Source organism: Halosimplex aquaticum, from assembly GCF_028747785.1.
In the GTDB taxonomy this organism is placed as follows: domain Archaea; phylum Halobacteriota; class Halobacteria; order Halobacteriales; family Haloarculaceae; genus Halosimplex; species Halosimplex aquaticum.
In genome coordinates, this window is the sequence record NZ_CP118158.1 from 994,726 (window position 1) to 1,019,887 (window position 25,162).

Consider the following 25,162-nt stretch of genomic DNA (forward strand, 5'->3'; position numbering starts at 1 on the left):
CGGTCGCTAGTATCCCGCAATGACAGGGCCCGTGGACGCGGTGCTGTTCGACCTGGACGACACCCTCTGCGCGTACGAGCGGAGCGCCGACGACATCCTGGCGGTCGCGTTCGAGCGAGTGGGCGTCGACCCGTTCTTCGACGCCGAGGAGTACATCGAGCGCCTGGGCGAGTTCTCCGAGGCCGGCTCCGGCGACGACATCCGCGATACGCGGCGGGCGGCGTTCGGCACGTTCGCGACCGAGGCGGGCCACGACCAGGCCGTCGGCGAGGAGATCGCGGACATCTACACCGACGAGCGCGACCAGACCAACGTCGCCTTCCTCGACGGCGCCGAGCGGGCGCTCGACGCGCTGGCGGAGACCTACCGGATCGGCATGGTCACCAACGGCGACCCGTGGATGCAGTCCCAGAAGCTGGCGGGACTGGGCATCGAGGACCGCTTCGAGGTGATCGTCCACGGGGGACACGACGCCCCGTACAAACCCGACCCGGAGCCGTTCCGCATCGCACTGGAGGAACTCGGCGTCGAGGCCGAGCGAGCGGTTCACGTCGGCAACTCGCTGGCGTCGGACGTGACCGGCGCGCACGCGGCGGGGCTGCGCTCCGTCTGGCTCGCCGACGGCGAGACCGCCGACCCGGAACCGGAACCCCACCACGTCGTCGAGTCGCTGCACGACCTCGCCGACGAGCCGTGGGGCTGACGCCGGCGGTCCGGCCTGTCGTCGGCGGAGTCACGAGGGTGCGGCATCTGGTCGGGCCGATTCGGTGGCTCCACCGTACTCCGCGGCCAGCCACTCCTCCCACGTCACCGTTCCGACGGCGCGGTCAGGACACGTCGCCTCGCCCGCGCGGAACGCGCTCGCGACGGCACCGGGGAGCGGGAGCCTAACGATCGGACGCCTGAGACCGCGCGCTTCCCGGTACGCGACAGCCAACTCGCCGAGCGTCCGGACTTCGGGTCCGCCGACGGGCGGGACTCGGCCACGGGGTTCGCCGATCGCGCAGTCGACGAGCGCGTCGGCGACCTCGCCGGCGTCGACCGGCTGGACGCGGAACGTCGTCGGCAGCGGCCACACCGGTACCCGGGCGGCCATCCCGAGTATCTGGTCGACGAACTGGTGGAACTGCGTCGCCCGGAGGATCGTCGCGGGAACCTCGCTCGCCTCGACCGCCCGTTCGGCGGCCAGCTTGTGCCGGTAGTACGAGTACGGGACGGCCTCGATACCGACGATCGACGGGTAGACGACGTGGTCGACGCCGGCCGATTCGGCCGCGTCGAGCAGCCGTTCGGTCCCGTCGACGTCGACGGCCTCGGAATCGCCCTGCGGGGCCGTCGCGGCGTGGACGACGACGTCGACGCCGCCGACGGCGCGTTCGAGGCCCGTCCCGTCCGCGAGGTCGAGTTCGACCCACTCGACGGCGTCGCGCCGCTCGGAAGCGTCGTCTGTCTCGTCCGGTGGCGAGCGACTCGCTGCCCTGACGGTCTCGCCCGCCTCCGCCAACCGACTGCGGAGCGGACGACCCAGCGTCCCCGTCGCCCCTGTCACGAGTATGGTTGTCATGGGTAGAGATACCGGGCGAACCCAGGAAGCCGATCTGCCGGATCTGCTCGGGGGGTTTAAGTCAGAAACGGCCGGAACACCCGTGCATGCAACACGTCCGGGTGCGCGTCACGGCCCACGGCCGCGAGGGGGAGATCCACCCGGTGTACGGGATCGTCACGAACGCGCCGTTCGTCGAGCGGGCGCTGGCGCTCCAGTGGAACAACGCCGGCGAGGACCTGGGGATCCTCCACTACGTGCGCGGGGACGCCGACGCCTTCGAGGCGGCCATCGCCGACGTTCCGGAGGTGCTCGGCTACGACATCGAACGGGTGGACGACGACGCCTTCTACGCCTACATCAGCGACGACACGACGGCGTCGGTCCGGGAGCTGTTCGGGTCGCTCACGACCGGGACCGTCGTCATCGTCCCGCCTATCGTCTACCACGAGGACGGCTCGGTGACCATCTCGCTGTTCGGTCCGGACGACGAACTCCAGGCCGCGGTCGAGGCGATACCCGACCCCGTCGACGTCACGGTCGAACAGGTCGGCGGTCTGGACTCCGCGGCGCCGGCGGTCGAGGCGCGTCTCACCGAGCGCCAGCGCGCGGCCGTGGACGCCGCCATAGACCTGGGGTACTACGACGTCCCGCGCGAGGCGGGACACGAAGCGGTCGCCGACGCGCTGGACTGCGCGCCGAGCACGGCCGCCGAGCACCTGCGGAAGGCGGAGTCGAAGCTCCTCCGCGGACTCGCGCGGTCCCGCTGACCGGCGGCTCGGACCGTGTGGCGGTCTGCATCGGTCGCGGCCCTTCGCTTGCCGGCACACGACTCTCGGCACGGGAACGGGAAGCGTCTGGTATGTCCGGGTCCGCATCGATCCAGGGCGTCGAACAGAGCGAGAACTACTATCACGTCGAGGGTGTCATAGAAAGCCTCACACACGAGGACGCAGGGTGTTGGAACTGTGTCTACGAGCGCCAGCACCCTGCAAGAAGAGGGTTCTATCGACGAGTTCTTCAATGTCGTGGCTACCGAGACGCTCGCGTTGTTCGAGCATCTTGAGTTCGACTTTTTCAGCGAGTTCGACGTGTTCGCCCCCGCTCGCCGGGGGCGAACACGAGACCACCACCCACCAGAACTCTTCCGAGCGTTCCTCCACTGCTACTACAAGGACATCTACGGCATTCGCCCGGTCACACGAGAACTCCAGAACACGGTCGTCTGGCTCAGCTGTGGCTTCGATCGACCGCCCTCAAGAGACGCGGTCGATCGCTTCCTCACCGACCTCGAACACGTCGTCGACGAAGTCTTCGACCACCTCGTCGAGCAGGCCGCCGCCCGCGGCCTGCTCGACATGACCTACCGAATCGATTCGACGGACGTGCGAGCGATGCCATCCGACCCAGATGCGCCGAAGAACTACGACCCAACCGCTGAGGAGTACTATTACGGCTACGGCTGTACGATCGTCTCAACCGGCGCAAAGATCCCGATTGCAGCCGAGTTCACCGAGAGCAAACAAGCCGCAGAAGAGACGGCGATGCGCGTCACCCGTGACGCGCTCGCCGTCGCCCAGCCGATCTGGATGCTCGGTGACAGCGCCTACGACACGCTCGACTGGCACGACCTCCTGCTGACCGCAGGAGTCGTGCCAATCGCCCCGTACAACCCGCGAAACACCGACGATCCGCTCAATATCAAGTACAGAGTCGAAGACCGCATCGAGAAACACAGTGACGAGATTCAGCTCAAACAGTCGATCCTAGACGAGACGTACAACCGCCGGAGTCAGGTCGAGCGAACGAACGATGCGGTCAAGGACTGCGGCCTCGGGACGCTACGCGCCCGAGGCCGCGTCCACGCCCGAGCGCAGGTGTTCCTTGCGCTCTGCGTTCGACTCGTCGTCGCCGTCACCAACTACGAACGAGGTGACAATCCGGGAAGCACCGTCATCACGGTATGAGATGGATTCTATGACACCCTCATCACGTCCGCTACCGCGACCCCGACGACTTCGACGAGATCCGCACGCCCGACTGGGCGGAGAACGTCGCGAACTCCGTCGTCTCGGGCGCCGAAGTCCGCACCGGCGACGAACACGGCAACGAGGACTGGACCGTCCAGAGCGTGCTCGTCCCCGTCGACGCCGTCGCCGACGAGGCCGAGGCGCGCGACGCGGCGACCCAGATCGTCCAGAAGATGGAGTCCTGAGCGCCGCGACGGCGCCGCTCCGCGACCGTTTTTCCGCGTTTCTGTCCCTAACGATGCGAATTTCCGGCCTCTCATCGGGACGAAAAATGTGTGAGCGTCGAGTAGCGGCGTGACCGCCTAATCGGGACGGGCGCCTCGGTCGTCGTACGACTTACTGCCAGTTCTGCTGCTGGCCCTGCTGGCCCTGCTGGCGCTGCTGACCCTGCTGGGCGTACATCTGTCCGCCCGACTGGCTCTGCTGGCCGCCCGACCGCTGCTGGCGCTGCTGGCCCTGCTGGCCCTGCTGGCCCTCCGGCAGGAACTGACCGGTCTGGGGGTCGCGCGGCTGCTGCTGGGCCTGCTGGTGTTTCTGCTGGCGGAACTGCTGGGAGTGGCGTCGGTCCTGAGCGCCCTGGTCGGCGCCGCGGCCCTGCTGGCCCGGGAAGCCGGCCTGCTGGCCGCTCGGCTGCTGGGACGCCGGGATGTACCCCTGCTGCTGCTGGGGCTGCTGGCTCATCTGCTGGCCCTGCTGCTGGGTGCGCTGCTGGCCCATCTGCTGCTGGGGCTGCTGGAAGGACTGCTGACCGCCGGTCTGCTGCTGGGTCTGGGGCTGCTGACCCTGCTGGCCGTACTGCTGGCTCTGCTGGCCGCCTCGCTGCTGACCACCCTGCTGGCCCTGCGAGCCGGTCGGCAGGAACTGGCCGGTCTGGGGGTCACGCGGTCGCTGTTCCGCGATCTCGTGCATGCGCTGGCGGAACTGCTGGGAGTGGCGCTGGTCCTGGGCGCCCTGGTCGGCGCCGCGGCCCTGTTTGCCGGGCCACCCCGGCTGCTGGCTCGCCGGCTCCTGCTGGGCCGGGATGAAGCCCTGCTGTTGCTGGGGCTGCTGGTTACTCTGCTGGTACTGTCCCTGACGTCCGGATTGATTTCGCTGACTCATGGGTATCAGTCGTGCTCTCGCACGTGTAGCGTGCGCACCGGACGGCGTCCCGGACGCGCACGTGTTCGATCCTACCGCCTTCCGGGGGGAAAGTTACCAACTGGCTGTTCGACCGGTAACGTGAGGATAGAAACTCGGCGATCGATTTGGGTCGTCTTTCGCGGAGTAGCGGGGTGATACCGGATCCGTAGCCGTCCCTTGCGGCGATTTGGTCGGCGATTACGCCGGAGCTCGCAAGCGGTCAGTCCCCGACGTCGACGGCGGTGACCTTCCCGACGCCCTTCGACTGGCCCTCGCGGAAGACGAACCGCTGGCCCTCCTCGACCATATAGGGGCGGAACTTGAAACGGACGCGCGCCGTCCCGGAGTCGCCGGGGAGGAGACGCCCCTCGTCGGGGTAGAAGGCGGCCGCCTCGCTGACGGTTTCGAGGTGGACGACCGGTTCGTACCCTTCGCCGATGCGGGTCGGGTGGTTGAGGACCATCACCTCGGCCTCGAACTCGCGGACGGGATCGGGGTCGGCATCGCGGGGGAGTAAGACCATCCCGCGCTCGACGTCGGCCTCGCGGACCCCCTTGAGGGCGATGCCGACGATGCGGCCCGCCTGGGCCTGGTCGACGCGGTGGTAGTGCATCTCGATGGAGCGGACCTCGACCTCGCGGAAGCTCCCGTCCTGCATCGGCCCGAGGAGGAGTTCGTCGCCGGCTTCGACCTGCCCCGAGCGGATGGTGCCGGAGGCGACGGCGCCGACGCCGGTGACCTTGTACGACCGGTCGACGTACATCGTGAACTCGTCGTCCTCGGGGCCGGCGGTCTTGGGCAGACGTTCGAGGATCTCGTCGAGGTCGTCCATCCCCTCCATCGTGACGGCGCTGGTGGCGAGCACGGGGACGACGGTGTCGTCGATCTCCTCGACGGCGGCGGCGACGCCGTGGCGGTCGACCGACAGCGGCGTCTTCCCCACTTCGCGGAGCTGGCGCTCGACCTCGCGTTCGACCTCGTCGAGGCGCTCCTCGCTCACGATGTCGGCCTTCGTGATGACGACCATCGTCGGCAGGTCGGTCGCCAGGAGGATGCCCAGGTGCTCGCGCGTCGTCTTGGTGGGGCCGTCGTCGGCGGCCACGGCGAGCATGCCGTAGTCGAGCTTCTGGCCGACGAGGCCGCGGATCGTCGTGCGCAGCCACGGCTCGTGGCCGACGGTGTCGACGAACGAGACGAGCCGGTCGGCCTCCTCGACGACCCGCGCCCGGTCGGACTTGCGATCGGGGTTGTCCATCCGGACCGGGCCGTCGTCGTCGAAGCCGTAGACGCCGTAGGAGAGGTCCGCCGAGAGGCCGCGCTCGACCTCGTGGGGCTGGACGTCCAGATACGAGCGCGTGCCGCCCTCGCCGTCGTCGGGCTGGCCGGTCACGAGCGAGCCGACGAGCGTGGACTTGCCGTGGTCGACGTGGCCGGCCGTCCCGACGACGATGTGTTCGTCGTCTTCGAGGACGGCGCCCTCGCGGATGATGGCGACGCCGACGATGCCCTGTTCGGGCGCGTCAGGGTCGGAGCGGGCCGCGCTCTCGGAGCGGGCGCCGCTGTCTTTCAGCTTCGCGTTGCCCGCGGCGTCGACGCCCCACGTCTCGACGTTCTCGATGTGGGCGTCGGCTTCCTCGGCCAGCAGGCTCAGCACGTCCATCGACTCGGTGAACTCGTCGGGCGCGATGCCGGCGATGCCGCCGTCGTCGGTCACGCCGACGACGTAGGTCGCCTCGCCGTCGCCGGAGAGGACGCGGTGGCGAAGCTGGGCCGCGAGGCTCTCTCGACGGCCGTCGGCGAGGTGGAGGTCTTTGGTGAGCCGCTCTTTGAACTCGACGCTGCCGCCCTCGCGCTCACCGCGCTCGATGGCGCGTTCGAGGACGGCCCGGTCGGGGCTCATGAGGGTCGGTAACGGGGGACGGTACAAAAGCCTTCTCCGGGTTCGGCCCCGATTCACGTCCGTAGCACTCCCGAGCGCTCTGTATCTGTCCGGAGTGCTCGTGAGCGTTCCTCCGGCCCCGGAGCGACCGGAGAATCCGCCCAGCCCGGCCTCGGGCCCCGCGCCGCGGTCTCCGAGTCACCCCCGAATGCGCTCGACTGCGTCGAGGAACCCTTCGCCGTACTCGCCGTCGACCACGACATCGGCCGTCTCGCGGGCCGGTTCGTCGGCGTTCGCGACCGCGTAGGATCGCCCCGCGACCTCGAACGTCGACACGTCGTTGATGGAGTCGCCGACCGCGGCGAACTCGCCGGGGTCGCGGTCGAGTCGTTCCGCCACGGCTTCGAGCGCTCGCCCCTTGCTCACGTCCGGCGATTTGACGTGGTAGGCGAAGCCCGTGTCGACGACTTCGAGGCCGTGGTCGGCGGCGATCCGCTGGAGCGGTTCCAGCGGCGCCTCGCGGCTGACGGCCACCTCCGTCTCGCGCCAGCGGTTGACCAGGTCGTGGCCGCCCCACCCGAGTTCGTGGCCGGCGGCGAGGTACTCGTCGACGACCCGCTGGGCGGCCTCGCGGTCGCCGACGAACAGCAGGTCGTCGGTCGCGTGGACGAACGCGACGCCGCCGTTCTCGGCGACGACCGTCCGCTCGATGCCGGCGAACTCGCAGAGCGCGACCGGGTACGGCAGCGCCTTCCCGGTGGCGACGACGACCGGCGCGTCCCACTCGCGCAACACGGTGAGCACGGGCGGGTAGACGGCGCGGTTCTCGTCGGTCAGCGTCCCGTCGATGTCGACGGCGAGTGGCGGAGTCACTGTGTGATCGCTCGGTCGGACCGCGCCAAACGTTTTCGGTCGCCTCCGGCCCCGCACCCTCGATAGCACCGACGCGCATTTGGTGCCCCTCCACGACCGCTACTCCGATGTCGTCCGAGTCGCCCACCGTCCACCTGATCGGGGATTCGACCATGGCCGAGAAGGGAGCGAGCGAACGCCCCCAGACCGGCTGGGGAACGCCGTTCGCCGAGTACGTCGACGAGTCGGTGACGGTGAAAAACCACGCCTGCAACGGGCGCAGCACCCGCACGTTCCGGGAACTGGGCCACTGGGAACCGGCCGTGGAGGCGTTGGCCGAGAACCACTACGTGTTCGTCCAGTTCGGCCACAACGACGAGTCGTCGAAGCCGCGGGCCACGACCGAGGTGGAGTTCACGGCCCACCTCGAACGGTACGTCGAGGAGACGCGGGAACGCGGAGCGGAGCCCGTTCTCCTCACCCCGATCACGCGTCGGCAGTTCGACGGGGAGGGCGAGCCGAAAGAGACCCATCCGTACTCGCCGCTGGTGCGAGACGTCGCCCGGCAGCGTGATGTTCCGCTGATCGACGCGGACGAGCGGAGTCGCGCGCTCCTGCGCGAGATGGGGCCCGAGGCGTCGAAGTCGCTGTTCCTCCACCTGTCGCCGGACGAACACGCCAACTACCCCGACGGCGTGACCGACGACACCCACTTCAGCAGAGCGGGGGCGCGCCGGATGGCCGAACTGGTCCTCGACGGGCTCGAAGCGCTGGACCACGAGCTGGCCGCGCACATCGTTCGGGACTGAACGGACGCGCGTCGCGGGGAGTTCTAATCGTCGGTCAGCCGCTCGTAGGCGGCGTTGACTTCCTTGAAGCGCTCCTCGTCGCCGCTCGCCGCGTCGGGGTGGACCTCCTTGACCTTCTCGCGGTAGGCCGCCTTCACCGCGTCGTCGTCGGCGCCGGGCTCCAGGTCGAGCGTGTCGTACGCCTCCGCCGCGGTCGGGCCACCGCGCTGTGCGGCGGCCGCGGCGCGCTGGCGACGCTGCTGGCCCGCTCGGCGGCCGCGCGCCCGCCGACCGCCTCGCTGTTCCCGGCGCGCTCGCTGCCCTCCAGCAGCGCGGGCGCGCCGCCGCGCGTCCTCGTCGCGCGGCGGTTCCCAGTCCTCTCTGGGGCCCGCGCCGAAGCCGCCGCGGTCGGTCCCGGGCTCGGCCCGCTGCTCGACGCCGCGATAGAGCCGCTGGGCGAACCGCCCGGACGCGTGGTACCACATGAAGTACGCGACCGCGCCGAACAGGGCCGCGACGGCGAAGAACCCGACGTTCGCGGTGATCCCGAAGACCGCGAACAGGAGCGCCGTGGCCGCGAAGACGACCGCGAGTCCGGAGACGAGACGAGGCCCGTACACGAACGTGGCTTCGTGGCGGACCCCCCTAAACGTCTCGGAGGTGCATCGCCTTTCCGGCGGCTGACCCCGCGGTCGCTCACCGCAGCGCGTAGAGTCGCCCGTCCGCACCGCCGACCGCGGCGACCGCTCCGCCGGCTGTTAGGTCCGTGAGTTCGGTGCCGTTCTCGAAGCTCCACAGTCCGTCGCCGCTCGCGGCGTCGACGGCGAACTTGTACTGATTCCTGACCTCGGCGTCGTGGTACGCATCGAGGTACAGCCGGCCACCGGCGCGAGCGGCGGGGAAGACACCCCCCTGCGGCGGGTGGGGCGACCACGTCCACAGCTGTTCACCATCGTCACGAGTGTACGCCCGAAGTTCGTCGCCGCCGGCGTAGAGGCGGTCGTCAGTCAGGCTTGCGGGGGTGAGGGCGCCAGGGGAGTCGACCGTCCAGTCGGCCGTTCCCGTTTCGGGATCGACCGCGGCCGTGCGGGCGCCGCCAGCGTAGAGACCGTCGCCGTCCGCGACCGTCCAGGTGACTGCCCACTCATCGAACCGCCAGCGCTCTTCGCCCGAGGCCGCGTCCACGCCGACGAGGACGCTGAAGGGCTCGCTGTCACGCGACGTCTCGGCGTAGACGACCGTGTCGGCGACGACGGCGAGCGTCCCGTATGCGTCGTCGGGGATCTCGCGCTTCCAGCGCCTGGACCCGTCCGCTCGCCCGAACGAGAACACCCGACGGGCCGACGAGACCACCACGGCGTCGTCGGTGAGTGTGGCGTCGCGCGGCTGGGTGATGGTCGCCGACCACTGTTCGCCGCCGTCTTCCAGCGAAACGGCGTACAGCGTCTCCTCGCCCCCTCCGACCTGGTCGTCGGCGGTCGCGACGTATATGGTACTGCCGTCGACGGCGAGGAGTTCTAACCACCACGAGGTCGGGCCGAACGTCCACCGCTCGTCCGCGGACCCGGCGTCCATCGCGACCACGGTCTGTCCGGATCCGAGTTCGTTCGACCCGGTGAGTGCGAGGAGCGTCCCGTCGGCGAGCGCGAGGTCCTGGACTGGCTCCGAGACGTCGCGAGTCCAGCCGTCGCCGCTCTCCGCGTCGTGGGCGCGCACCGCCCCGCCGGCCGATCCCGCGTAGACGACGCCGTCCCCGACGACTGGCCGGGTGTCGAGCGCGTCGCCGTACGAGCGCGACCAGCGGACTGCCGGCGACCCATCGGTCGGCGGTGCCGTGGTCGCGTCGCTGTCGGTGTCTGTCGGCTCCTCTGGCGAGGCGGTCGCCGTGGGCGACGACGCGGCGGTGGTCGGCGGCGGCGTCGCGGTCGGAGAGTCGCTCGGAGCGGGCGATTCCGCGGGGGACCCAGTATCGACGCCGCCGTCGTCACCGTTGCCGATGCAGCCGGCGGCACCGACGGCCGCGCCGAGAGCGGCGAGCAGTCGTCTGCGGGAGGGCTCGACCATACTCGCGGGCTCTCCCACGCCGGGCAAAGGTCTTGTGCCGAGTGATCGCCACCCAACCCCTAAATCCGTCGAGCGACAACCTCCCTTATGAGCGTCTCCGGGCTCTGTGAGGTCTGCCAGCAGCCCGCGGTAGACCACACCTGTGACCGCTGCGGGAACCTGGTCTGTGACCGCCACTTCGACGCCGAACTCGGCGTCTGCAGCGAGTGCGTCGCGGAGATCCGCGGCGGCGACCCCTCCGACCCGACGGGTACGTCCGACGACGACATGCCCGACGGCGTCGACACCTACGAGTACTGACCGGGGAATACGGGGCCACGAAGAGACGGGAAGGAAAACGAGCCGCCGCTACCGGTACTGATTCAGTCGCTTCTTCAGTCGCTTCGCGGCCTGGCCGGCGGCGTCGGCGAACGCCTCGCCCTGGTTCTCGCCGGCGAAGATGATCCCCCGCGATGAGTTGACGAGGCCGACGCCCTCGGCGAGACCGTGTTCGACGGCCGCTTCGGCGTCGCCGCCCTGCGCGCCGACGCCGGGGACGAGAAACGGGATGTCGGGGACGATCTCACGTACTTCTTCGAGTTCGTCGGGCGCCGTCGCGCCGACGACGAGGCCGACGTTGTCGTTGCGGTTCCACAGGTCCGCCAGCGCGGCGACGCGCTCGTAGAGCGGTTCGCCCGATTCGAGTTCGAGGTCCTGCAGGTCGGCGCCGCCCTGGTTGGACGTCCGGCAGAGCACGAACACGCCCTTGTCCTCCCGGGAGAGGAACGGCTCCAGCGAGTCCCGGCCGAGATAGGGGTTGACGGTGATGGCGTCGACGTTCATGCCGTCGTCGTCGAGGAGATCCGCGTACTGGCGGGCGGTGTTGCCGATGTCGGCCCGTTTGGCGTCTAGCAGGACGGGCACGTCCTTGCCGTGGGCGTAGGCGACGGTCTCCCGGAGCGCCTTCCAGCCGTCAGGGTCCTCGTAGAAGGCCGCGTTGGGCTTGAACGCGGCGGCGTGTTCGTGTGTCGCGTCGATGATCCGGCGGTTGAACGCCCAGCGGGGCAGGTCGTACTCCGCCAGGTGGTCGGGGATCCGTGCGGGGTCCGGGTCGAGTCCGACCGAGACCACGCTGTCGGCCGTCGCGATGCGGTCGGCCAGCCGGTCGATGAAGTTCATATCCGTCTCTCGCCGAGTCCGGTAAACAAGGTTCCGACTCCGGACCGGTGCCCGACGCGCTAATATATTAGCCGCATCCCCTATCGGCGCGCCGGTCCTCCTCTCGAACGATGAATGTGGTCACCAGCGTGCGACCGGTCCTCGACGCAGGTCTCGATCACGAACAGCGACAAGCAGGGGTACGCGGGTCGAGGCGTCGCTACCGCTGTGGCCCGCGTGATATCAGCGCCCCGAACGACGATCCGGAGCGCTGTTCCCGGTGACGCGTTTTCGTCGAGAATACCCCCGAGGAGGGCGGTTACGGGCCGATGAACGGAGTGAGAGACAGCTCCGCTCCGCGGAGATCGTCGCCCGTCTCGAGCGCCAGGAGCAGGAGATAGAACGCCTGCGAAACACGCTCAAAGGCGTCGCGAGAGCGGTTGGCGACCTCTCCGTGAACGGCCGCTGTGAGGAATGCGGACTGGCCTATCTGCTGGTCACAGACGGCCGGATCTACTGTCCGAACTGCATGGGCGGGCAAACGCTGTAGGAAGTAGCGAGGCCGGTCCGAGACCGTGAACCAGCCTGTCTATCTGCCGGTCTGAGAAGTCTCATCGCGGGTCGGCATCGCAGTCGTGACCGATGGGACTCGCGGGTGGCAATCGGGATTTTTGACGCTGTGCGTCCAACCACCGGCATGGCCTGCCCGTACCTCTCCTATCGCGAGTCCGCCGACGGGGCGTCCTTCGACGAGGCGCGCGCCTACTGCGGGGCGGCCGAGCGGTTCGTCCAGCCCATGCGCGCGGACGTCTGCAACGACCGGTTCGAACTCGACCACGCCGAGGACTGCGAAATCTACGCCGAGCACGCGAGCGACGACCCCTCGGTGCCCGACCCGACCGGCGCTCCGGAGGCCGAGGAGTCGTGACCTACGAACGCTTTCTCGCCGACGAGCCCGTCGTCGTCACCGCGGCGCTGACCGGCGGCATCCACGGCAAGGAGGCCAACCCGAACCTGCCGGAGACGCCCGAGGAGATCGGGAAGGCCGCGGCGGCGGCCGAGGACGCGGGCGCCGCCATCGTCCACGTCCACGCCCGAACGGACAACGGGGAGCGCGCCTTCTCGACGGAGCGATTCCAGGAGATAGACGACGCGATCCGCCGGCACGCCAACGACGTGGTCGTCCAGCACACGACGGGGGCGACGCAGGCGCCCACCGAGAAACGACACCTGTCGCTGCGGACCGACCCGCCGCCGGAGATGGCCTCGCTCGACATGGGACCGCTGAACCGCTACGACCGACTCACCAGCGAGAACACGATCGCGACCATCGACGCGCTCTACGACGAGATGGCCGACCGCGGGATCAAACCCGAACTGGAGGTGTTCAACGACGGCCACCTCAACGAGGTCCACGGCCTGCTCGACCGCCGTGACCTGGCCGACCCGGTCTACGCGACGCTCATTTTCGGCCCGGGAACCCTGACGCGGCCCCGTCCCCGTAACTTCCTGAACGCCGTCGACAACCTGCCCGAGGGCGCGCTGTTCAACACGCTCGGGTTCGGCCGCCACCAGTTGCCGTTCGTGACGATGGGGATCCTCTTCGGCGGCAACGTCCGCGTCGGCCTGGAGGACAACGTGTACTACCGGAAGGGCGAACTCGCCGAGAGCAACGCACAGCTAGTCGAGCGAGCCGTCCGCGTCGCCGGCGAACTCGGCCGCGAGGTGGCGACGCCCGACCAGGCCCGGGAGATTCTCGGCCTGTAGTCGCAGCGACGGCGGACGATCCGTCGACCGGTGACACCGGCGTCATCGGGTGACGCCGACGTCGGCGAGAGACTTTGTGGGTCGGTGGCCTACAGGAGAGCATGACGAACGCTCGATCCGAACGCCGAGAGGCTGCATCGAAGAGAAACCGATCGCCAACCGCCGGGGCAGTTCCGGAGGTGGCCTGAATGGACGGCCCGCACCAGGGACAGCCCCTCGCGACGGACGGGACGCCGCTCGACGAGGCCGACGCCGCACTGGTCCTCGTCCACGGACGCGGCGCGACCGCCGAGAGCATCCTCCAGATGGGGCGCCAGCTCCATCGCGACGGACTGGCGCTGCTCGCGCCGCAGGCCGACCGCAACACCTGGTATCCCAACTCGTTCCTCCAGCCGGTCGAGTCGAACGAGCCCGGCCGCTCGTCCGGACTGCAGGCGATCGACGACGCCGTCGAGCGGGCGAACGACCACGGCGTCCCGACCGAGCGGGTGATGGTCCTCGGGTTCTCGCAGGGCGCCTGTCTCGGCTCCGAGTACGTCGCGCGCAACCCCCGGCGATACGGCGGCCTCGTCGCCTTCTCCGGCGGACTCATCGGCGAGACGATCGATCCCGACGAGTTCGAGGGGTCGCTGGACGGAACGCCGGCGTTCCTCGGCTGCAGCGACGTGGACCCGCACATCCCCGAGGAGCGCGTCCACGTCACGACCGAGGTGCTGGAGAAGCTCGACGCCGACGTCGAGGAGCGGATCTACGAGGGGATGGGCCACGGCGTCAACGACGACGAGATCGAGTACGTCGACGGGATGGTCGCGGCCCTCGTCGACGACTGAGAACCGCCGCCAGGTCGGCACTACGACGACGGTGTCGTGAGTTTCATTACGGCGAGTGGCAACGTCGCTGATGGACATGTCGGACTCGGACGGGATCGGCGGCCGCCGGCGTTGGGTGCTCGTCGCCGTCGCCGCGCTGGCGATGGGGCTGATCGGGACCTACCAGTTCGTCTGGTCGTCGATCCGGCTCCCGCTGGGCGCGCGCCTCGGCGCGAGCGAGACGGCCCTCGGGACCGTCTTCACGGTCTTCCTCGTCTTCCAGGCCGTCTCGCAGTTCCCCGCCGGCTGGGTGCGCGACCGCTGGGGACCGAAGGTCCCGCTGCTGGTCGGCGCGCCGCTGGTCGCGATCGGCTACGCGTGGACCGGCGTCGCGGGCTCGCTCCCGGCGGTGTACGCGGCCTACGCGATCGGCGGGATCGGCAGCGGCGTCGTCTACACCGTCGCCGTGAACACGCCCGTGAAGTGGTTCACCGAGCGCCGCGGGCTGGCGACCGGCGCGGTCACGACGGCCTACAGCGGGATCTCGTTCCTGCTCATCCCCGGCGTCCGCCGCGGCGTCGACGGCGCGTTCGAATCGACGCTCCTCGCGCTCGGCGTCGCCACGGGAGCGGTCGCGCTGCTCGGCGCGGCCGTCCTCCGCGACCCGCCGAGACTCGGCGACACCGACGGTGACTCAGCCCACCCAGACGATGGCGACGACCCGGTCGAGTCAGACGGCGGCGACTCGGCGGCGTCGGCCGACGGCGACCTCGATTCCGGGGGAGACGGCCCGGCGTACGGCTGGCGCGAGACGGTCCGGACGTGGCAGTTCTGGGTGCTCTACGCGGTGTTCGTCGTCATCAACGGCGTCGGGCTGATGCTCATCGGCAAGGTCATCTCCTACGCGAACGCGCTCGCGCTACCGGCGGCGGCCGCGACCGCCAGCGCCTCGGTCGTCGCGGTCGCGGACGCGCTGGGTATCGCGATCATCGGCGGCGTCTCCGACCGACTGGGCCGCGAGCGGACCGTCGCGGCCTCGCTCGTCCTCGGCGGTGTCGCCCTCGCGGCCACGGTCCCCGTCGGAACCGCGAACGCGGCGACGGGGTTCGTGGCGCTCGTCGGCCTGGCGGCGCTGTTCCGGAGCCCGCCCTTCTCGATCTTCCCGAGCCTCGTCGGCGAGTACTACGGCCAGGCGTACTCCTCGGAGAACTACGCGCTGCTGTACAGCGCGAAGATCTGGGGGAGCATCTTCGGCGGGACGGTCGCCAGCGGCCTCGTCGTCACGCTCGGGTGGACCGACTCGTTCCTGCTGGCCGCGGCCGCGCTCGCGCTCGCCGGGCTCGCGACGGCGACGCTCAGTGATCCGAACGCCTGAGGCTCAGAGTGACTCCGCCGCGAATCGGGTCATGACCTTCTCCTCGGCGCGCTGGAGCCGGTACTGGACCGTCGAGTGGGGCGTGTCGAGTTCCTCGGCCAGGTCCGCGACGGTCGCCTCGCGGGGCGTGCCGTAGTAGCCCGCGTCGACCGCGCTCGCGACGGTTTCGCGCTCCTCGGCCGACAGCAGGCCGCCGGTGTCGTAGCCGCCGTTCCAGTTCTTGGGGTCCGAGACGTGGCTGAGATCGAGCCGGATCCCGTCACGGAGCCGCTCGTCGATCCGGTCGTAGAGCTCCCCGACGGCGCAGTCGTCGGGTACCAGGAGCCGCCAGACGTACTCCGACCCGTCGCGTTCGGCCTCGATGAGGAGGCCGTCGCCGACGTGGTCGACGGCGAGGTAGGGGATGGAGTGGCAGTGCTGGATCTCCTCGCGCCGGGTGAAGTAGACGCGGTGCTCCGGGTTCTCGCTTAGCACCTGGTACTCGCGACTGGACGAACACCCCTCGACGTCGAGGCACTCGTTGCAGACCGACTCGTCGAGAAATCGCGATTCGACCGCGTCCAGCGCCGACTCCGGTCCGAAGACGTGGTCGACGCGCCACATCGACCGCTCGTTGGCGAAACACGCCGCCGTCTGGGCGCGCAGCCCCGGCCGCTCGACGAACTCGTCCATCAACTCGTCCGCCCCCGCGTCGTAGGTGAGGACGAACTCGAACTCGCGCATACCGATCGATAGATTGGATATAGCTAAGGGATTTCGGTTCGACTTGGCGTCTGCGAGTCGCGACGGCGGCGTCGGCAACTCTCGGCGTCGTCGTCGATCGACGGTTCGCCCCATTTTTTCGAGTGATACTTAGCGAGTTCGATTTATCACGGATGATCGGAAACCGGAGAGTATGTCCGCCGAGACCATCGAAGACACGAAGAACTACACCATCGAGTGGGACGACGACATCGGCGCGGTCGTGTTCACCTGGGACGAGTACGTCTCGGGACAGACGTTCAGGGACGCGTGCGAGGCGCTGCTCGACGCTATCAAACGGAAAAACGCTAGCAAGTCTCTGACTGACACGCGGGGAGTCAACGCCCACGACGCCGAGGACCAGGAGTGGCTACAGAACGACTGGATGCCGCGCGCGCTCGACGTCGGCCTTGAGTACTCCGCTGTCGTCCACCCGGACAGCGTGATCTCGGAGATGGACGTGGAGAACATGATGGACGGCGTGGAACCCAGCGGCGCGAAGCCGCTGCTGACTTCGGATATGAACGAAGCCCGTGAGTGGATCGCGGACAAGTAGCCCGTCCGGACCGGGACGACCGTTTTACGAGCGCTCAATCGGCCGATAGCGACTGCCGTCGTCGTCGCGCGTCGCTAGGCCGAACGCCACGCTCCACCCGAGTAGCCGCTCGGTCCGCTCGCGCCATTCGGCTTCCCAGTCGGTGTGGCGGTCGCGCTCCCAGCGCGGGACGTGCTCGCGCATCGCCTCGAACGCCTCGTCGACGGTCAGCGGTCCGTCGGCCCGGAGCGCGTCGCGGAGCTCGCTCGCCCCGAAGACGCGGCGCTCGAACGCGTCGGCCAGGTCGGCGTCGCCGACGTCGACCCGTCGGCGGCGGAATCCGCGCGGGGTCTCCTCGACCAGTTCCAGCGCCTGGAGGAAGGTGAGGTACTCGCGGGCGACGTCACGGGAGGGCGCGGTCGTCTCGTCGACCAGCCTGACGCAGCAGTCCTCGACGGTCCCCGGGACGAGCGGCACGGCGCGCTGTGCGGTTTCGAGGAACTCGCGGTCCGCGACCGGCGGGACGACCTTGTAGCGCATCTAGAGGCCGAAGCTCTCCGCGAGGCGGTCCTCGTTCACGTCGCCGAAGACGTGCGTGTCGCCGCCGAGCACGTCGACCGTGACCTGCGCGGGCGCGAAGACCGACTCGGGCACCTCGTGGAAGTCCCAGTCGGCGTCCGCGAAGATGTCGGCGAACGGCCGGTCGTACTCGTCGGTCGCGGTCGAGACCACCTCGTCGAAGCGGTCGAACGGCTCGTCGACCACGAGGTGGACCTGCCCGCCGTAGGCCAGCGCGTCGTTCGTCCGCGCGATGGCCGCCTCCTCGCCGTCGGCCACCGGCGCGACCGGCGCCGACCCCGACGCCGACAGGACGTCGAGCGGGTCGTAGCCCAGTTCCGAGAGGCGGAAGGTGGCCAGCTCCGCGGCGCGGGCGGCCGCGGTGACGCTCCCGGTGAGGCTGGCGGTCGAGAACGCCTGCAGGAAGACGCCGCTCTCGGCGACGCCCGCGAGTTCGGCGACGTGGTCGACCACGCGCTCGTCGGGGACCGTCTCGGTCTCGACGGCGAGGACGGCGAACTCGAAGTCGTCGCGGTAGCCGACCCGCTGGAACTCGTCTTCCTCGGCGACGAGCGCGCGGGCCGGGCCGCTGCCGAGTCCCTCGAACCCGTCGAGGCTGATCTCCCAGCCCGCCTTCTGCGAGCAGAGCAAGGCCATCGCGGGGTGGTCGGTCGACAGTTCGACGTGGGACAGCGGCGCGCCGGCGACCTCGTCCATCCGGCTCTGGACCGTCGCCAGGCCGGCGGTCTGTATCTCCGCGAGCATCAGGCCCGCCTCGACGCCGCCGGGGACGTCCACGCCGAAGTCCAGCACGAGCGCCTCGTCGTCCAGCTGGTGGACGGCGACGTTCAGCTCGTCGGCGAAGTCGATGGCTTCGTCGACCAGGTCCGTCGCGGTCCGGTTGAGACTCTCCATACCCCGACGTGCTCGCCCGCGGGACTTGCATCTTCGGTTCGACGCCGTCTCGACTGCCCCGACCAGTCCCGGCAACTCCCGAGTCCCGTCACAGCGAGAGACCGAGCGCGAAGGCGACGCCGAGCACCGCCAGTATCGCGCCGGAGACCCGGCCGAGCAGCTGTTGCCGGTCGGTCTGTTCGTAGTCGTCGTCGGCCAGCCCGAAGTACAGCACTCTGGTCTGCAAGCGGGACATCCGCGTCGGTGCCAGGACCCACGCGACGCCGAGCACCGCCGCGACCCCGCCGACGACGAGCCGCCAGAGCGCTACCATGTGCCCCCTCGCGTGGGCCTCCGTGAAGAATCTAGGTCACTGCCGTGCCAGACGGCCGCCGAGGTCGCCGTCCCTCGCGGTAGTCGGGCGTGACAGCGCCGGTCGCCGGCTCCTCGCCGACGCTACTCCGACCGCTCGCGTCTCGCCTCGCGGCCGAGGTGTTCCTCGACGGCGTCGACCTTCTCGGCGGCGGACTGGTCGACCGTCCGCTTGTCGTCGACTTTCAGGAACGTGCTGACGCGATCGGCGTCGACCGCCTCGTGGGCGGCACCGGCCGCGGCGAACAGCTCCGCGGAGTCGTCCGCTTCGATTATCGTCCCCATCGGCGTCGTCTCGTAGCCGACGTCGAAGTCGTCGAGCGCGGCGACGGCCTTCGCGACCTCCTCGGACATGCTCCCCTCGATGACCGGTGCGACGCTCAGGAACCCGATGACTGTCATATTCGTCGCTACGACGGGCTGGCCCTAAGTTCCCGCGCTCGCGGGGAGAGTGGAGAACTCGGTCGCGGTCGATGTGCCGGGCCGCTCTCAGACGAACGTCGGTCCCTCGACGGACTCGTCCTCGGCCTCGCGCCAGGAGTGCTCGGGCTCCCAGTCGAGCACCTCGCGGGCGTTCTTGTAATCGATCGCCGACTGGTCGCCCTCCAGATCGACCTCGTCGGGGAGGTCGCCGTAGGTGGCCTCGACGGCCTCTGCGGTGTCGACGCCGAGCAGGTTCTCCTTCGCGACGGCCATGAACGGCTCGTGGCCGTCGAAGTCGACCTCCATCGCGCGCTCGACCAGCGAGACCACGTCGCGGATGTCGACGTACGAGAAGAAGTTGCCGGCCGCGTTGTGGAAGGTGACGCCGAAGTCGTCGTCCAGGCTCGCCGTCTCCATATCGAAGTTCTCGCGGATGGTCGTCGCGTCGTACTCGCCGGGGTAATTGATCCACGACGGGCGGATCGACGCGACGGACACGTCGTGGCGCCGCGTCACCATCTTCGCGATCTCCTCGCCGGCGACCTTGGAGGTCCCGTAGGGGTCCTCCGGCCGCATCGGGTGGTCGACGTCGATGGGGAAGTAGTCGGGCAGGAACGAGGGCTCGGCGAAGACGGTGCCGTAGACCGTCTCGCTGGAGGCCCAGACCACGTCGGCGCCCACGCTGCCCGCGCCCGAGAGGACGTTGTACGTGCTGATGGAGTTGTTCTCGTAGACGTGCGCGCCGCCGTGGCCCAGCGGGTTCGGGTAGGCGGCGAAGTGGATCACGTAGTCGGGGTCGAACGAGGAGATGAGTTCCCACGTCTGGCCCTGGTCGGTCAGGTCCGCCGCCCGGAAGTCGACGTTCGCCGGACCCGCGCCGGGGTCGCTCGGGCGCCGGAAGTCGATGCTCCGCACGTCCCAGCCCTGCTCCGCGAGCGAAGAGACGACCCAACTCGCCGCGCCGCCGAGTCCGCCAGTGACGACTGCTCGTGTCATTCCCTCGGCGATAGGGAATCGCTCCGCATATAAGTTCTGTCGCACGTCCGTCACGGACAGCCGAAACCGGAATATCTGTCCGCGAGCGCCGGCCGCGGGCCGGTCCGTTCAGTCACCGACGCTGACAGGTTCGCCGCGCTCGGCGCTCCGGAACAGGGCGTCCAGGACGCGGGCGTGGTTCACGCTCTCCTCGCGGTCGACCCGCGGGGTCTCGCCGCGAGCGACGCAGTCGGCGAAGTGCTCGACTTCGAGGCGGTAGTGGTCGGCGGGGTCGAACCGTTCGGTCACCTCGCGACCGTCGACGGCGTAGGTCAACGAGGTCTCGCCCTCCACGTCCACGTCGAAGGTCGGCTCCGCCTCGAGCCAGCCGTCCGTCGTCTCGACGCGGTAGTACTGGGTCAGCGGCGTCTCGAACCCGGACTGGACGCGGGCGCTCGCACCGGAGCCGTACTCCAGGACGCCCGCCATCTCCGTGTCGACGCCGCAGTCCCGGCGGTCGTGTGTCCGCGCGTACACGCGGTCGGGCTCGCCGAGGAACAGCCGGGCGGCGCTGACGGCGTAGGTGCCCACGTCGAGCACGGACCCGCCGTCGAGGTCGGGGTCGAGGCGGATGTCCTCGGCGCCGTCGGGCATCCGGAAGGTGAACGCCGACGTGACCGCGCGGACCTCGCCGAGTTCCTCGTCGACGACCTCGGCCGCCCGCTCCGTGAGCGGGTGGAAGCGGTACATGAACGCCTCCATGAGCGTGACGCCCCGCTCCTCGCAGTAGTCGAAGACGGCCGCGGTCTCTTCGGCGCTCCCCGTGAGCGGTTTCTCACAGAGGACGTGCAGCCCGGCGTCGGCGGCCGCGCGGATCCACTCGGCGTGCAGCCCGTTCGGGAGCGGGATGTACACCGCGTCGAGGCTCTCGTCGTCGAGCATCACGTCGTACCCCTCGTACGCGGACGCCACGTCGAACCGGTCGGCCACGGCCTCCGCGGCCGCCCCGTCGCGCGAAGCGATGGCCCCGACCTCGTGGTCGCTCGCGACGATTCCCGGGATGACTGACTCGACCCCGATGTCCGCGGTGCTGATGATTCCGAATCGCATGGTCTCCCCGAAGGACGGAGCTACCGTAAATTGCGGGGGACGTGGTGTGAGACCGCTGATACGCGACCGCCCGCGAGCGGGGTCGGCTTCGACGCCGAGCGCCGGACTCAGCGGTCTCGAAACTCCGTGCCTCTGCGCGCCCGCGGATCGGCCTACCACTCCGTGTCGGTCCGATCCAGGAATTCCCGCCAGAGGCGCTCGGCGCCGCCGAAGAAGGTCATCCAGGCCGTGACGGCGAACGCCCCCAGGCCCGCCAGGAACCCGGCGCCCCGGACGACGGCGCCCGTCCCGTCGAAGACGAGGACGACGAGCCCGATGAGGACCACCGACGCGACCACCATCGTCAGCGTGAACACGACGAAACGAACGTACGGGTGTTTGGCCTCCCAGCGCGCTCGCTGCCGGGAGATGAGGACGTATATCGCCGGTCCGAAGACGAGGATGAAGCCGAGGATGTGGCGCAGCTCCTCGGCGTACGTCCGCGCCGGCACGACCGACCCGGCGATCGCGCCGCCGAGGACCCCCAGCCCGAGCGCCCACGAGGCCGGGTGGCCGAAGTTCACGCTCATGGGCGTCTCCGGCGGTGAGCGACCGCTGCCGTCCGTTCCGGTCGGGCGCGACTCGACATTCGTCTCCTCGTATCGACGGACGACGGGTAATGGTTTCGAGAACCGCGAGAAGTCGCCGAGGGGGCCGGGGCCGAGGGACCGACCGCCGGTCAGTTGTCGGAGGCGAGGCCCTTGGCGAACTGCTCGGCGAACAGGACGTAGATGATGATGGTGGGTAGCGCGGCGAACAGCGCGCCGGCCATCCGCAGCCCGAAGTCGATGCCGGAGAGGTCCGTTCCGAGCCCGGAGAGGACGAGCGTGACCGTGGCGGCGGGGCTGGACGAACTCCCGATCAGCGTCAGGCTGAACAGGAACTCGTTCCAGATCATCGTGAACTGGTAGATGAAGACGACGCCGATCATCGGCTTCGACAGCGGCAGGACGATCCGTCGGTAGATCGTCGTGATCGTCGCGCCGTCGATCTTCGCCGCCTCGACCAGCTCCTCCGAGAGCGTCATGTAGTATCCCCGGAACAGGAGCATGCAGATGGGGATCCCGTAGACGACGTGAGTGATCGTCAGCGCGAGCAGTCGCGCGTGGTCGTATTCCAGGAATGACAGCTCCCAGACGGGCGCGAGGATCTCGGCGAGCGGGAAGACGTTGATCCAGAAGTCCGACAGCGGCACCAGCACCGCCTGGTAGGGGATGAAGATGCCGACGAGGAAGAGGATCAAGACGCCGAACTGGGCCCGGTCGCCCCAGTCGACGAGCGTCAGGCCGTACGCCGCCGTGCTCCCGAGGAAGACCGTGGCGATCGTCGACGGGATCGTCATGATCAGGCTGTTGATGAATCCCGTCGAGAGGTGGTTCGCAGCGCGCCCCCACTTCTGCAGGGTGAACCCGCCCGCTCCCGGTGGAACGAACGGCGTCGTGCCGGTGACCGCGGCGCTGGTCTTGAACGAGGTGACCAGGCCGGTCCAGATCGGCGCGAGGAAAAACGCGAAGAAGAACGTGATTACGAGCGACAACGCGATCTTCCAGTAGTCGAGTTCGGGCAGGATGTCGGCGAAACTTTCGTCGGTGGATGCGGTTGCTTTGCTCATGTTAGAGGCTCCCTTGTTTGTGCTGGTAGTGGAGATACGGCGCGATCACGGCGAGTGCCATCAGCAGTAGTATCGTCGCAATCGCCGCGGCGTAGGCCCAGTTCTGGAGTTTGAACGCTTCGCGGACCATCAGCGTCGCCAGGATGTCGGTGGCTTTGGGCACGCGATACTGGCCGAACATCGAGAACAGGAACGTGAACGCCTTCAGCGCGAAGATCACGAGGATCACCGCCGCGCTCACGGACGACGATTTGAGTTGGGGGATGATGACGCGCCAGTAGGTTTTGAAGATGCTGGCGCCGTCGACCTGGGCGGCTTCGAACTGGTCGTCGGGGATCGACTGTAATCCCGCGAGGAAGACGACCATCGCGTAGCCGCTGAACTGCCAGATCAGCGCGAAGATCACCGCGCCGAGTACTAACTCGGGATTGCCGATCCAGTTGTACGGGCCCAACCCGACTACGCCGAGGAGGATGTTGACGAGGCCATTATTCACGTTGTACATCCAGAGCCAGAACTGGGCGGTGACGACGAACGACAGCGCCATCGGCAGCAGGTAGACCGTCTGGATCTGCTCTTTGAAGCGGATGCCCCGGTCGAGCATGATCGCCAAAAACAGGCCCAGTAGCATCGTCACCGTCGTGAACACGATCAACAGCACGAACGTGTTCTTACCCGTCGTCCACACCCACGGGTCGTTCATCGCCTGGACGTACATATCCAGGTCTAACTGCGAGAAATCCGGCCCTTCGTTGAAGCCCTCGTAGTCAGTCAGCGAGATCAGCGTGTTGTAACCGATCCCGCCGTAGACCCCCAGCCCCATAATGGAGAACGGGATGAACCAGTACGGGAACGACCGAACGAAGTCGCTCTTCGAGTACACCCGGAGCTTCGTACGCCAGTCGCGTTCGGTACCACTCCCCACACTCTGGGACCCAGATACTGTGTCTTGCGAACTTGCCATAAATTAATGAGGTGCTGTCGGTTGCCGGCCCGCTCAGAAGACGGTCATCAGTTCGTCGGCGGTGGCCTTGGGTTTGTACGGTCCCATGAAGTTCGAGGCGATGGCGTCTTTGCAGGCGCTGAGCTGGTCTGCCGTGCCCGCCAGGCCGTGTGCCAGCGTCGGCGGGAACTTCTCCAGGTTGTTCAGGTCGTCGACGTTGAGGCTGAGGAACTCGGTGAGGCGACTGCCGTCGACGTCGGTCCGCAGCGGGATCGACCCCTTCAGGTTGTTGAACTCCACCTGGACGTCCTTCGTCCCCAGGAATTCGGCGAAGATCTTGGCCTTGCGCGGCGCGTTGCCGTCGCGGGGGAACAGGAACGAGTCGAGGTGCCAGACGTACATGTCACCCGTGCCGGGGAACGGGACCCACCCCCAGTCCTCGTTGAATTTGAAGTCTTCCGTGTTGCGATACATCCCGTAGGCCCAGTTACCCATGGTGAAGAACGCGGCGTTGCCCGCGATGAGTTTGTCGTTGGCTTCGGGGAAGCTGATCGACGATTTGTCCTCGTTGGAGTAGTTCTCGATGACGTTTTTCGTCTTCTTCAGCGCGCGAACGACGGCCTGCTTGTCACCGTTGCCGTTGATGAATGCGTCGTAGGCGTCGGCGCCCTCCGTGCCGAGGAAGAACTCGACGAAGTACTGCAGGTTCGCCCACGACCCGCGCGTGGTCATCGTCATCGGGATCGCGTCGGTGTTGTTCTTGACCTTGTCTAACGCGCTGATGAACGCGTCGTAGGACGTGAGGCTCTCCGGGTCAACGCCGGCCTCTTCGAGCACGCTGACGTTGTAGAAGAGGTTGTTCAACCGGTGTGACCCCAGCGGCACCGCCCGGTACGCGTCGTTCAGCCGGCACGCTTCGGCGGCTTTCGGATGCATCGTGTCCGTGTAGCCAGCGTCTTCCCAGACGTCGGAGACGCTCATGAGGCGGCCGCCGTACTGCTGCATCGTCTTGCCCGGCCAGGAGGCGAACGCGTCCGGCGGGTTGCGGTTGGCGAGGCGGCGTGCCACCGTCGCGTTGAGGTTCTCGTTGGCGTCGCCGCCGATCGGCTTGATGTCGTGCTCGATGTCCGGGTGCTGCTGTTCCCACATGTCGACGAGTTTCCCCACCGCGGCGGCGCCGTCACCGCCGGTCCACCCGTGCAACGCCTCCATCGCGTTGTCCGTCATCGTCGGCGTCCCACCGTCGCCGCCGCCTCCGTCGGTGCCGTCGCCGCCGTCGCCACCGTCACCGCCGTCACCGCCGTCGCCACCGTCACCGCCGCCACCGATACACCCGGCTATCAGTCCGGTCGCTCCGAGCGACCCCATCTGTATCATTCGGCGTCGCGTCAAATCCACTCTGTCACTGCCAGAACTGCCATCTTGCGGCATACCCTGAGGTAACGAGTCTATCTACATAATCATTTGGGAGGTATAGCAACGGATTGACTGGATTTCGGGGATAGAGGGCCGGAAAACCGAAAACCTGACGAAGTGATTCAGGGGCCATCCACAGGCCCGGACTCGGTTCGCTCGTGAGTCGGGAAACCGGGCT

The 25,162-nt window shown here is 68.5% G+C and carries 28 protein-coding genes and 1 pseudogene; 11 read left to right on the forward strand and 18 right to left on the reverse strand.

The window, feature by feature from the left end; genetic code table 11:
• Window positions 1–19: 19 nt before the first annotated feature.
• The gene (locus tag PSC72_RS04860; RefSeq protein ID WP_274324767.1) at window positions 20–703 is read left to right on the forward strand and encodes an HAD family hydrolase; all 684 of its coding nucleotides are present in this window, start codon (window positions 20–22) and stop codon (window positions 701–703) included.
• Window positions 704–733: 30 nt separating this feature from the next.
• Here PSC72_RS04860 and PSC72_RS04865 read toward each other — a convergent pair whose 3' ends face one another.
• The gene (locus PSC72_RS04865; RefSeq protein ID WP_274324768.1) at window positions 734–1,564 is read right to left on the reverse strand and encodes an SDR family oxidoreductase; all 831 of its coding nucleotides are present in this window, start codon (window positions 1,562–1,564) and stop codon (window positions 734–736) included.
• An 86-nt stretch (window positions 1,565–1,650) separates the two neighbouring features.
• Between PSC72_RS04865 and PSC72_RS04870 the strand changes: the two genes are divergently transcribed.
• From PSC72_RS04870 to PSC72_RS25570, 3 genes and pseudogenes are all read left to right on the forward strand, one after another.
• Window positions 1,651–2,313 (forward strand): helix-turn-helix domain-containing protein, encoded by a 663-nt coding sequence (locus PSC72_RS04870; RefSeq protein ID WP_274324769.1) that lies wholly within the window; start codon window positions 1,651–1,653, stop codon window positions 2,311–2,313.
• Window positions 2,314–2,511: 198 nt separating this feature from the next.
• Window positions 2,512–3,510, forward strand: coding sequence for a transposase (locus PSC72_RS04875; protein ID WP_274324770.1), 999 nt, complete (start codon window positions 2,512–2,514; stop codon window positions 3,508–3,510).
• Between the two features lie 23 nt (window positions 3,511–3,533).
• Window positions 3,534–3,758 (forward strand): annotated as a pseudogene (locus PSC72_RS25570) (hypothetical protein); the annotation flags it as partial.
• A gap of 151 nt (window positions 3,759–3,909) precedes the next feature.
• On the opposite strand, the gene PSC72_RS04880 reads toward PSC72_RS25570, so the two are convergent.
• The 3 genes from PSC72_RS04880 to PSC72_RS04890 form a co-directional block, all read right to left on the reverse strand.
• On the reverse strand, window positions 3,910–4,674 hold the full coding sequence (locus PSC72_RS04880; protein WP_274324771.1) for a hypothetical protein: 765 nt from the start codon (window positions 4,672–4,674) through the stop codon (window positions 3,910–3,912).
• Window positions 4,675–4,915: 241 nt separating this feature from the next.
• The gene (locus PSC72_RS04885; RefSeq protein WP_274324772.1) at window positions 4,916–6,595 is read right to left on the reverse strand and encodes a GTPBP1 family GTP-binding protein; all 1,680 of its coding nucleotides are present in this window, start codon (window positions 6,593–6,595) and stop codon (window positions 4,916–4,918) included.
• Between the two features lie 177 nt (window positions 6,596–6,772).
• Window positions 6,773–7,447: a phosphoglycolate phosphatase gene (locus PSC72_RS04890; protein ID WP_274324773.1), complete on the reverse strand. Its 675-nt coding sequence runs from the start codon at window positions 7,445–7,447 to the stop codon at window positions 6,773–6,775.
• Between the two features lie 107 nt (window positions 7,448–7,554).
• Between PSC72_RS04890 and PSC72_RS04895 the strand changes: the two genes are divergently transcribed.
• Window positions 7,555–8,235, forward strand: a complete 681-nt coding sequence (locus PSC72_RS04895) for a rhamnogalacturonan acetylesterase (protein WP_274324774.1) — start codon at window positions 7,555–7,557, stop codon at window positions 8,233–8,235.
• A 23-nt stretch (window positions 8,236–8,258) separates the two neighbouring features.
• Here PSC72_RS04895 and PSC72_RS04900 read toward each other — a convergent pair whose 3' ends face one another.
• Entirely contained in the window at window positions 8,259–8,834 is a 576-nt protein-coding gene (locus PSC72_RS04900; protein WP_274324775.1) for a J domain-containing protein, read from the reverse strand.
• A gap of 76 nt (window positions 8,835–8,910) precedes the next feature.
• Window positions 8,911–10,278: an outer membrane protein assembly factor BamB family protein gene (locus PSC72_RS04905; RefSeq protein ID WP_274324776.1), complete on the reverse strand. Its 1,368-nt coding sequence runs from the start codon at window positions 10,276–10,278 to the stop codon at window positions 8,911–8,913.
• A gap of 87 nt (window positions 10,279–10,365) precedes the next feature.
• Between PSC72_RS04905 and PSC72_RS04910 the strand changes: the two genes are divergently transcribed.
• Window positions 10,366–10,578 (forward strand): hypothetical protein, encoded by a 213-nt coding sequence (locus tag PSC72_RS04910; RefSeq protein ID WP_274324777.1) that lies wholly within the window; start codon window positions 10,366–10,368, stop codon window positions 10,576–10,578.
• A 48-nt stretch (window positions 10,579–10,626) separates the two neighbouring features.
• Here the strand turns inward: PSC72_RS04910 and pyrF are convergent, their stop codons facing one another.
• Window positions 10,627–11,436 carry an orotidine-5'-phosphate decarboxylase gene (gene pyrF, locus PSC72_RS04915; protein WP_274324778.1) on the reverse strand — a complete coding sequence of 270 codons (810 nt, stop codon included), beginning with the start codon at window positions 11,434–11,436 and terminating at the stop codon, window positions 10,627–10,629.
• Window positions 11,437–12,112: 676 nt separating this feature from the next.
• Between pyrF and PSC72_RS04920 the strand changes: the two genes are divergently transcribed.
• The 4 genes from PSC72_RS04920 to PSC72_RS04935 all read left to right on the forward strand — a co-directional run bounded on the left by PSC72_RS04920 (window position 12,113) and on the right by PSC72_RS04935 (window position 15,366).
• Complete coding sequence (locus tag PSC72_RS04920) at window positions 12,113–12,343, forward strand: hypothetical protein (protein ID WP_274324779.1); 231 nt, start codon at window positions 12,113–12,115, stop codon at window positions 12,341–12,343.
• A complete protein-coding gene (locus PSC72_RS04925; RefSeq protein ID WP_274324780.1) occupies window positions 12,340–13,182 on the forward strand; it encodes a BKACE family enzyme in 843 nt (280 codons plus the stop codon). Before PSC72_RS04920 ends, PSC72_RS04925 begins: the two co-directional genes overlap by 4 nt.
• Window positions 13,183–13,370: 188 nt before the next feature.
• The gene (locus PSC72_RS04930) at window positions 13,371–14,012 is read left to right on the forward strand and encodes an alpha/beta hydrolase (protein WP_274324781.1); all 642 of its coding nucleotides are present in this window, start codon (window positions 13,371–13,373) and stop codon (window positions 14,010–14,012) included.
• Between the two features lie 70 nt (window positions 14,013–14,082).
• Window positions 14,083–15,366: an MFS transporter gene (locus PSC72_RS04935; protein WP_274324782.1), complete on the forward strand. Its 1,284-nt coding sequence runs from the start codon at window positions 14,083–14,085 to the stop codon at window positions 15,364–15,366.
• Window positions 15,367–15,369: 3 nt separating this feature from the next.
• On the opposite strand, the gene PSC72_RS04940 is transcribed toward PSC72_RS04935, so the two are convergent.
• Complete coding sequence (locus PSC72_RS04940) at window positions 15,370–16,089, reverse strand: helix-turn-helix domain-containing protein (RefSeq protein ID WP_274324783.1); 720 nt, start codon at window positions 16,087–16,089, stop codon at window positions 15,370–15,372.
• Between the two features lie 172 nt (window positions 16,090–16,261).
• Here PSC72_RS04940 and PSC72_RS04945 point away from each other — a divergent pair, with 172 nt between their 5' ends.
• Entirely contained in the window at window positions 16,262–16,663 is a 402-nt protein-coding gene (locus tag PSC72_RS04945; RefSeq protein WP_274324784.1) for a hypothetical protein, read from the forward strand.
• Between the two features lie 24 nt (window positions 16,664–16,687).
• On the opposite strand, the gene PSC72_RS04950 is transcribed toward PSC72_RS04945, so the two are convergent.
• The 10 genes from PSC72_RS04950 to PSC72_RS04995 all read right to left on the reverse strand — a co-directional run bounded on the left by PSC72_RS04950 (window position 16,688) and on the right by PSC72_RS04995 (window position 24,936).
• Window positions 16,688–17,182, reverse strand: coding sequence for a hypothetical protein (locus PSC72_RS04950; protein ID WP_274324785.1), 495 nt, complete (start codon window positions 17,180–17,182; stop codon window positions 16,688–16,690).
• Window positions 17,183–18,115 carry a methenyltetrahydromethanopterin cyclohydrolase gene (mch, locus tag PSC72_RS04955; protein ID WP_274324786.1) on the reverse strand — a complete coding sequence of 311 codons (933 nt, stop codon included), beginning with the start codon at window positions 18,113–18,115 and terminating at the stop codon, window positions 17,183–17,185.
• 88 nt (window positions 18,116–18,203) lie between these two features.
• Window positions 18,204–18,428, reverse strand: coding sequence for a hypothetical protein (locus PSC72_RS04960; protein ID WP_274324787.1), 225 nt, complete (start codon window positions 18,426–18,428; stop codon window positions 18,204–18,206).
• Between the two features lie 122 nt (window positions 18,429–18,550).
• Entirely contained in the window at window positions 18,551–18,868 is a 318-nt protein-coding gene (locus tag PSC72_RS04965; RefSeq protein WP_274324788.1) for an MTH1187 family thiamine-binding protein, read from the reverse strand.
• Window positions 18,869–18,955: 87 nt separating this feature from the next.
• Window positions 18,956–19,885, reverse strand: coding sequence for an NAD-dependent epimerase/dehydratase family protein (locus PSC72_RS04970; RefSeq protein ID WP_274324789.1), 930 nt, complete (start codon window positions 19,883–19,885; stop codon window positions 18,956–18,958).
• Window positions 19,886–19,993: 108 nt separating this feature from the next.
• Complete coding sequence (locus PSC72_RS04975) at window positions 19,994–20,974, reverse strand: Gfo/Idh/MocA family protein (RefSeq protein ID WP_274324790.1); 981 nt, start codon at window positions 20,972–20,974, stop codon at window positions 19,994–19,996.
• Between the two features lie 152 nt (window positions 20,975–21,126).
• A complete protein-coding gene (locus PSC72_RS04980) occupies window positions 21,127–21,543 on the reverse strand; it encodes a hypothetical protein (RefSeq protein ID WP_274324791.1) in 417 nt (138 codons plus the stop codon).
• Between the two features lie 149 nt (window positions 21,544–21,692).
• A complete protein-coding gene (locus PSC72_RS04985; protein ID WP_274324792.1) occupies window positions 21,693–22,625 on the reverse strand; it encodes a carbohydrate ABC transporter permease in 933 nt (310 codons plus the stop codon).
• Between the two features lies 1 nt (window position 22,626).
• Window positions 22,627–23,589: a carbohydrate ABC transporter permease gene (locus tag PSC72_RS04990; RefSeq protein WP_382261253.1), complete on the reverse strand. Its 963-nt coding sequence runs from the start codon at window positions 23,587–23,589 to the stop codon at window positions 22,627–22,629.
• Window positions 23,590–23,622: 33 nt separating this feature from the next.
• Window positions 23,623–24,936 (reverse strand): ABC transporter substrate-binding protein, encoded by a 1,314-nt coding sequence (locus PSC72_RS04995; RefSeq protein WP_274324794.1) that lies wholly within the window; start codon window positions 24,934–24,936, stop codon window positions 23,623–23,625.
• Window positions 24,937–25,162: the final 226 nt, after the last annotated feature.

Bases quoted from the DNA above. Each gene is read 5' to 3' on its own strand.
- PSC72_RS04935 (WP_274324782.1), top strand. From the start codon at position 14,083: ATGGACATGTCGGACTCGGACGGGATCGGCGGCCGCCGGCGTTGGGTG.
- PSC72_RS04870 (WP_274324769.1), top strand. From the start codon at position 1,651: ATGCAACACGTCCGGGTGCGCGTCACGGCCCACGGCCGCGAGGGGGAG.
- PSC72_RS04990 (WP_382261253.1), bottom strand. From the start codon at position 23,589: ATGGCAAGTTCGCAAGACACAGTATCTGGGTCCCAGAGTGTGGGGAGT.
- PSC72_RS04970 (WP_274324789.1), bottom strand. From the start codon at position 19,885: ATGACACGAGCAGTCGTCACTGGCGGACTCGGCGGCGCGGCGAGTTGG.
- PSC72_RS04980 (WP_274324791.1), bottom strand. From the start codon at position 21,543: ATGAGCGTGAACTTCGGCCACCCGGCCTCGTGGGCGCTCGGGCTGGGG.
- PSC72_RS04930 (WP_274324781.1), top strand. From the start codon at position 13,371: ATGGACGGCCCGCACCAGGGACAGCCCCTCGCGACGGACGGGACGCCG.
- PSC72_RS04920 (WP_274324779.1), top strand. From the start codon at position 12,113: ATGGCCTGCCCGTACCTCTCCTATCGCGAGTCCGCCGACGGGGCGTCC.
- pyrF (WP_274324778.1), bottom strand. From the start codon at position 11,436: ATGAACTTCATCGACCGGCTGGCCGACCGCATCGCGACGGCCGACAGC.
- PSC72_RS04865 (WP_274324768.1), bottom strand. From the start codon at position 1,564: ATGACAACCATACTCGTGACAGGGGCGACGGGGACGCTGGGTCGTCCG.
- PSC72_RS04985 (WP_274324792.1), bottom strand. From the start codon at position 22,625: ATGAGCAAAGCAACCGCATCCACCGACGAAAGTTTCGCCGACATCCTG.
- PSC72_RS04975 (WP_274324790.1), bottom strand. From the start codon at position 20,974: ATGCGATTCGGAATCATCAGCACCGCGGACATCGGGGTCGAGTCAGTC.
- PSC72_RS04950 (WP_274324785.1), bottom strand. From the start codon at position 17,182: ATGCGCTACAAGGTCGTCCCGCCGGTCGCGGACCGCGAGTTCCTCGAA.
- PSC72_RS04860 (WP_274324767.1), top strand. From the start codon at position 20: ATGACAGGGCCCGTGGACGCGGTGCTGTTCGACCTGGACGACACCCTC.
- PSC72_RS04995 (WP_274324794.1), bottom strand. From the start codon at position 24,936: ATGGGGTCGCTCGGAGCGACCGGACTGATAGCCGGGTGTATCGGTGGC.
- mch (WP_274324786.1), bottom strand. From the start codon at position 18,115: ATGGAGAGTCTCAACCGGACCGCGACGGACCTGGTCGACGAAGCCATC.
- PSC72_RS04905 (WP_274324776.1), bottom strand. From the start codon at position 10,278: ATGGTCGAGCCCTCCCGCAGACGACTGCTCGCCGCTCTCGGCGCGGCC.
- PSC72_RS04885 (WP_274324772.1), bottom strand. From the start codon at position 6,595: ATGAGCCCCGACCGGGCCGTCCTCGAACGCGCCATCGAGCGCGGTGAG.
- PSC72_RS04965 (WP_274324788.1), bottom strand. From the start codon at position 18,868: ATGACAGTCATCGGGTTCCTGAGCGTCGCACCGGTCATCGAGGGGAGC.
- PSC72_RS04940 (WP_274324783.1), bottom strand. From the start codon at position 16,089: ATGCGCGAGTTCGAGTTCGTCCTCACCTACGACGCGGGGGCGGACGAG.
- PSC72_RS04945 (WP_274324784.1), top strand. From the start codon at position 16,262: ATGTCCGCCGAGACCATCGAAGACACGAAGAACTACACCATCGAGTGG.
- PSC72_RS04910 (WP_274324777.1), top strand. From the start codon at position 10,366: ATGAGCGTCTCCGGGCTCTGTGAGGTCTGCCAGCAGCCCGCGGTAGAC.
- PSC72_RS04960 (WP_274324787.1), bottom strand. From the start codon at position 18,428: ATGGTAGCGCTCTGGCGGCTCGTCGTCGGCGGGGTCGCGGCGGTGCTC.
- PSC72_RS04880 (WP_274324771.1), bottom strand. From the start codon at position 4,674: ATGAGTCAGCGAAATCAATCCGGACGTCAGGGACAGTACCAGCAGAGT.
- PSC72_RS04895 (WP_274324774.1), top strand. From the start codon at position 7,555: ATGTCGTCCGAGTCGCCCACCGTCCACCTGATCGGGGATTCGACCATG.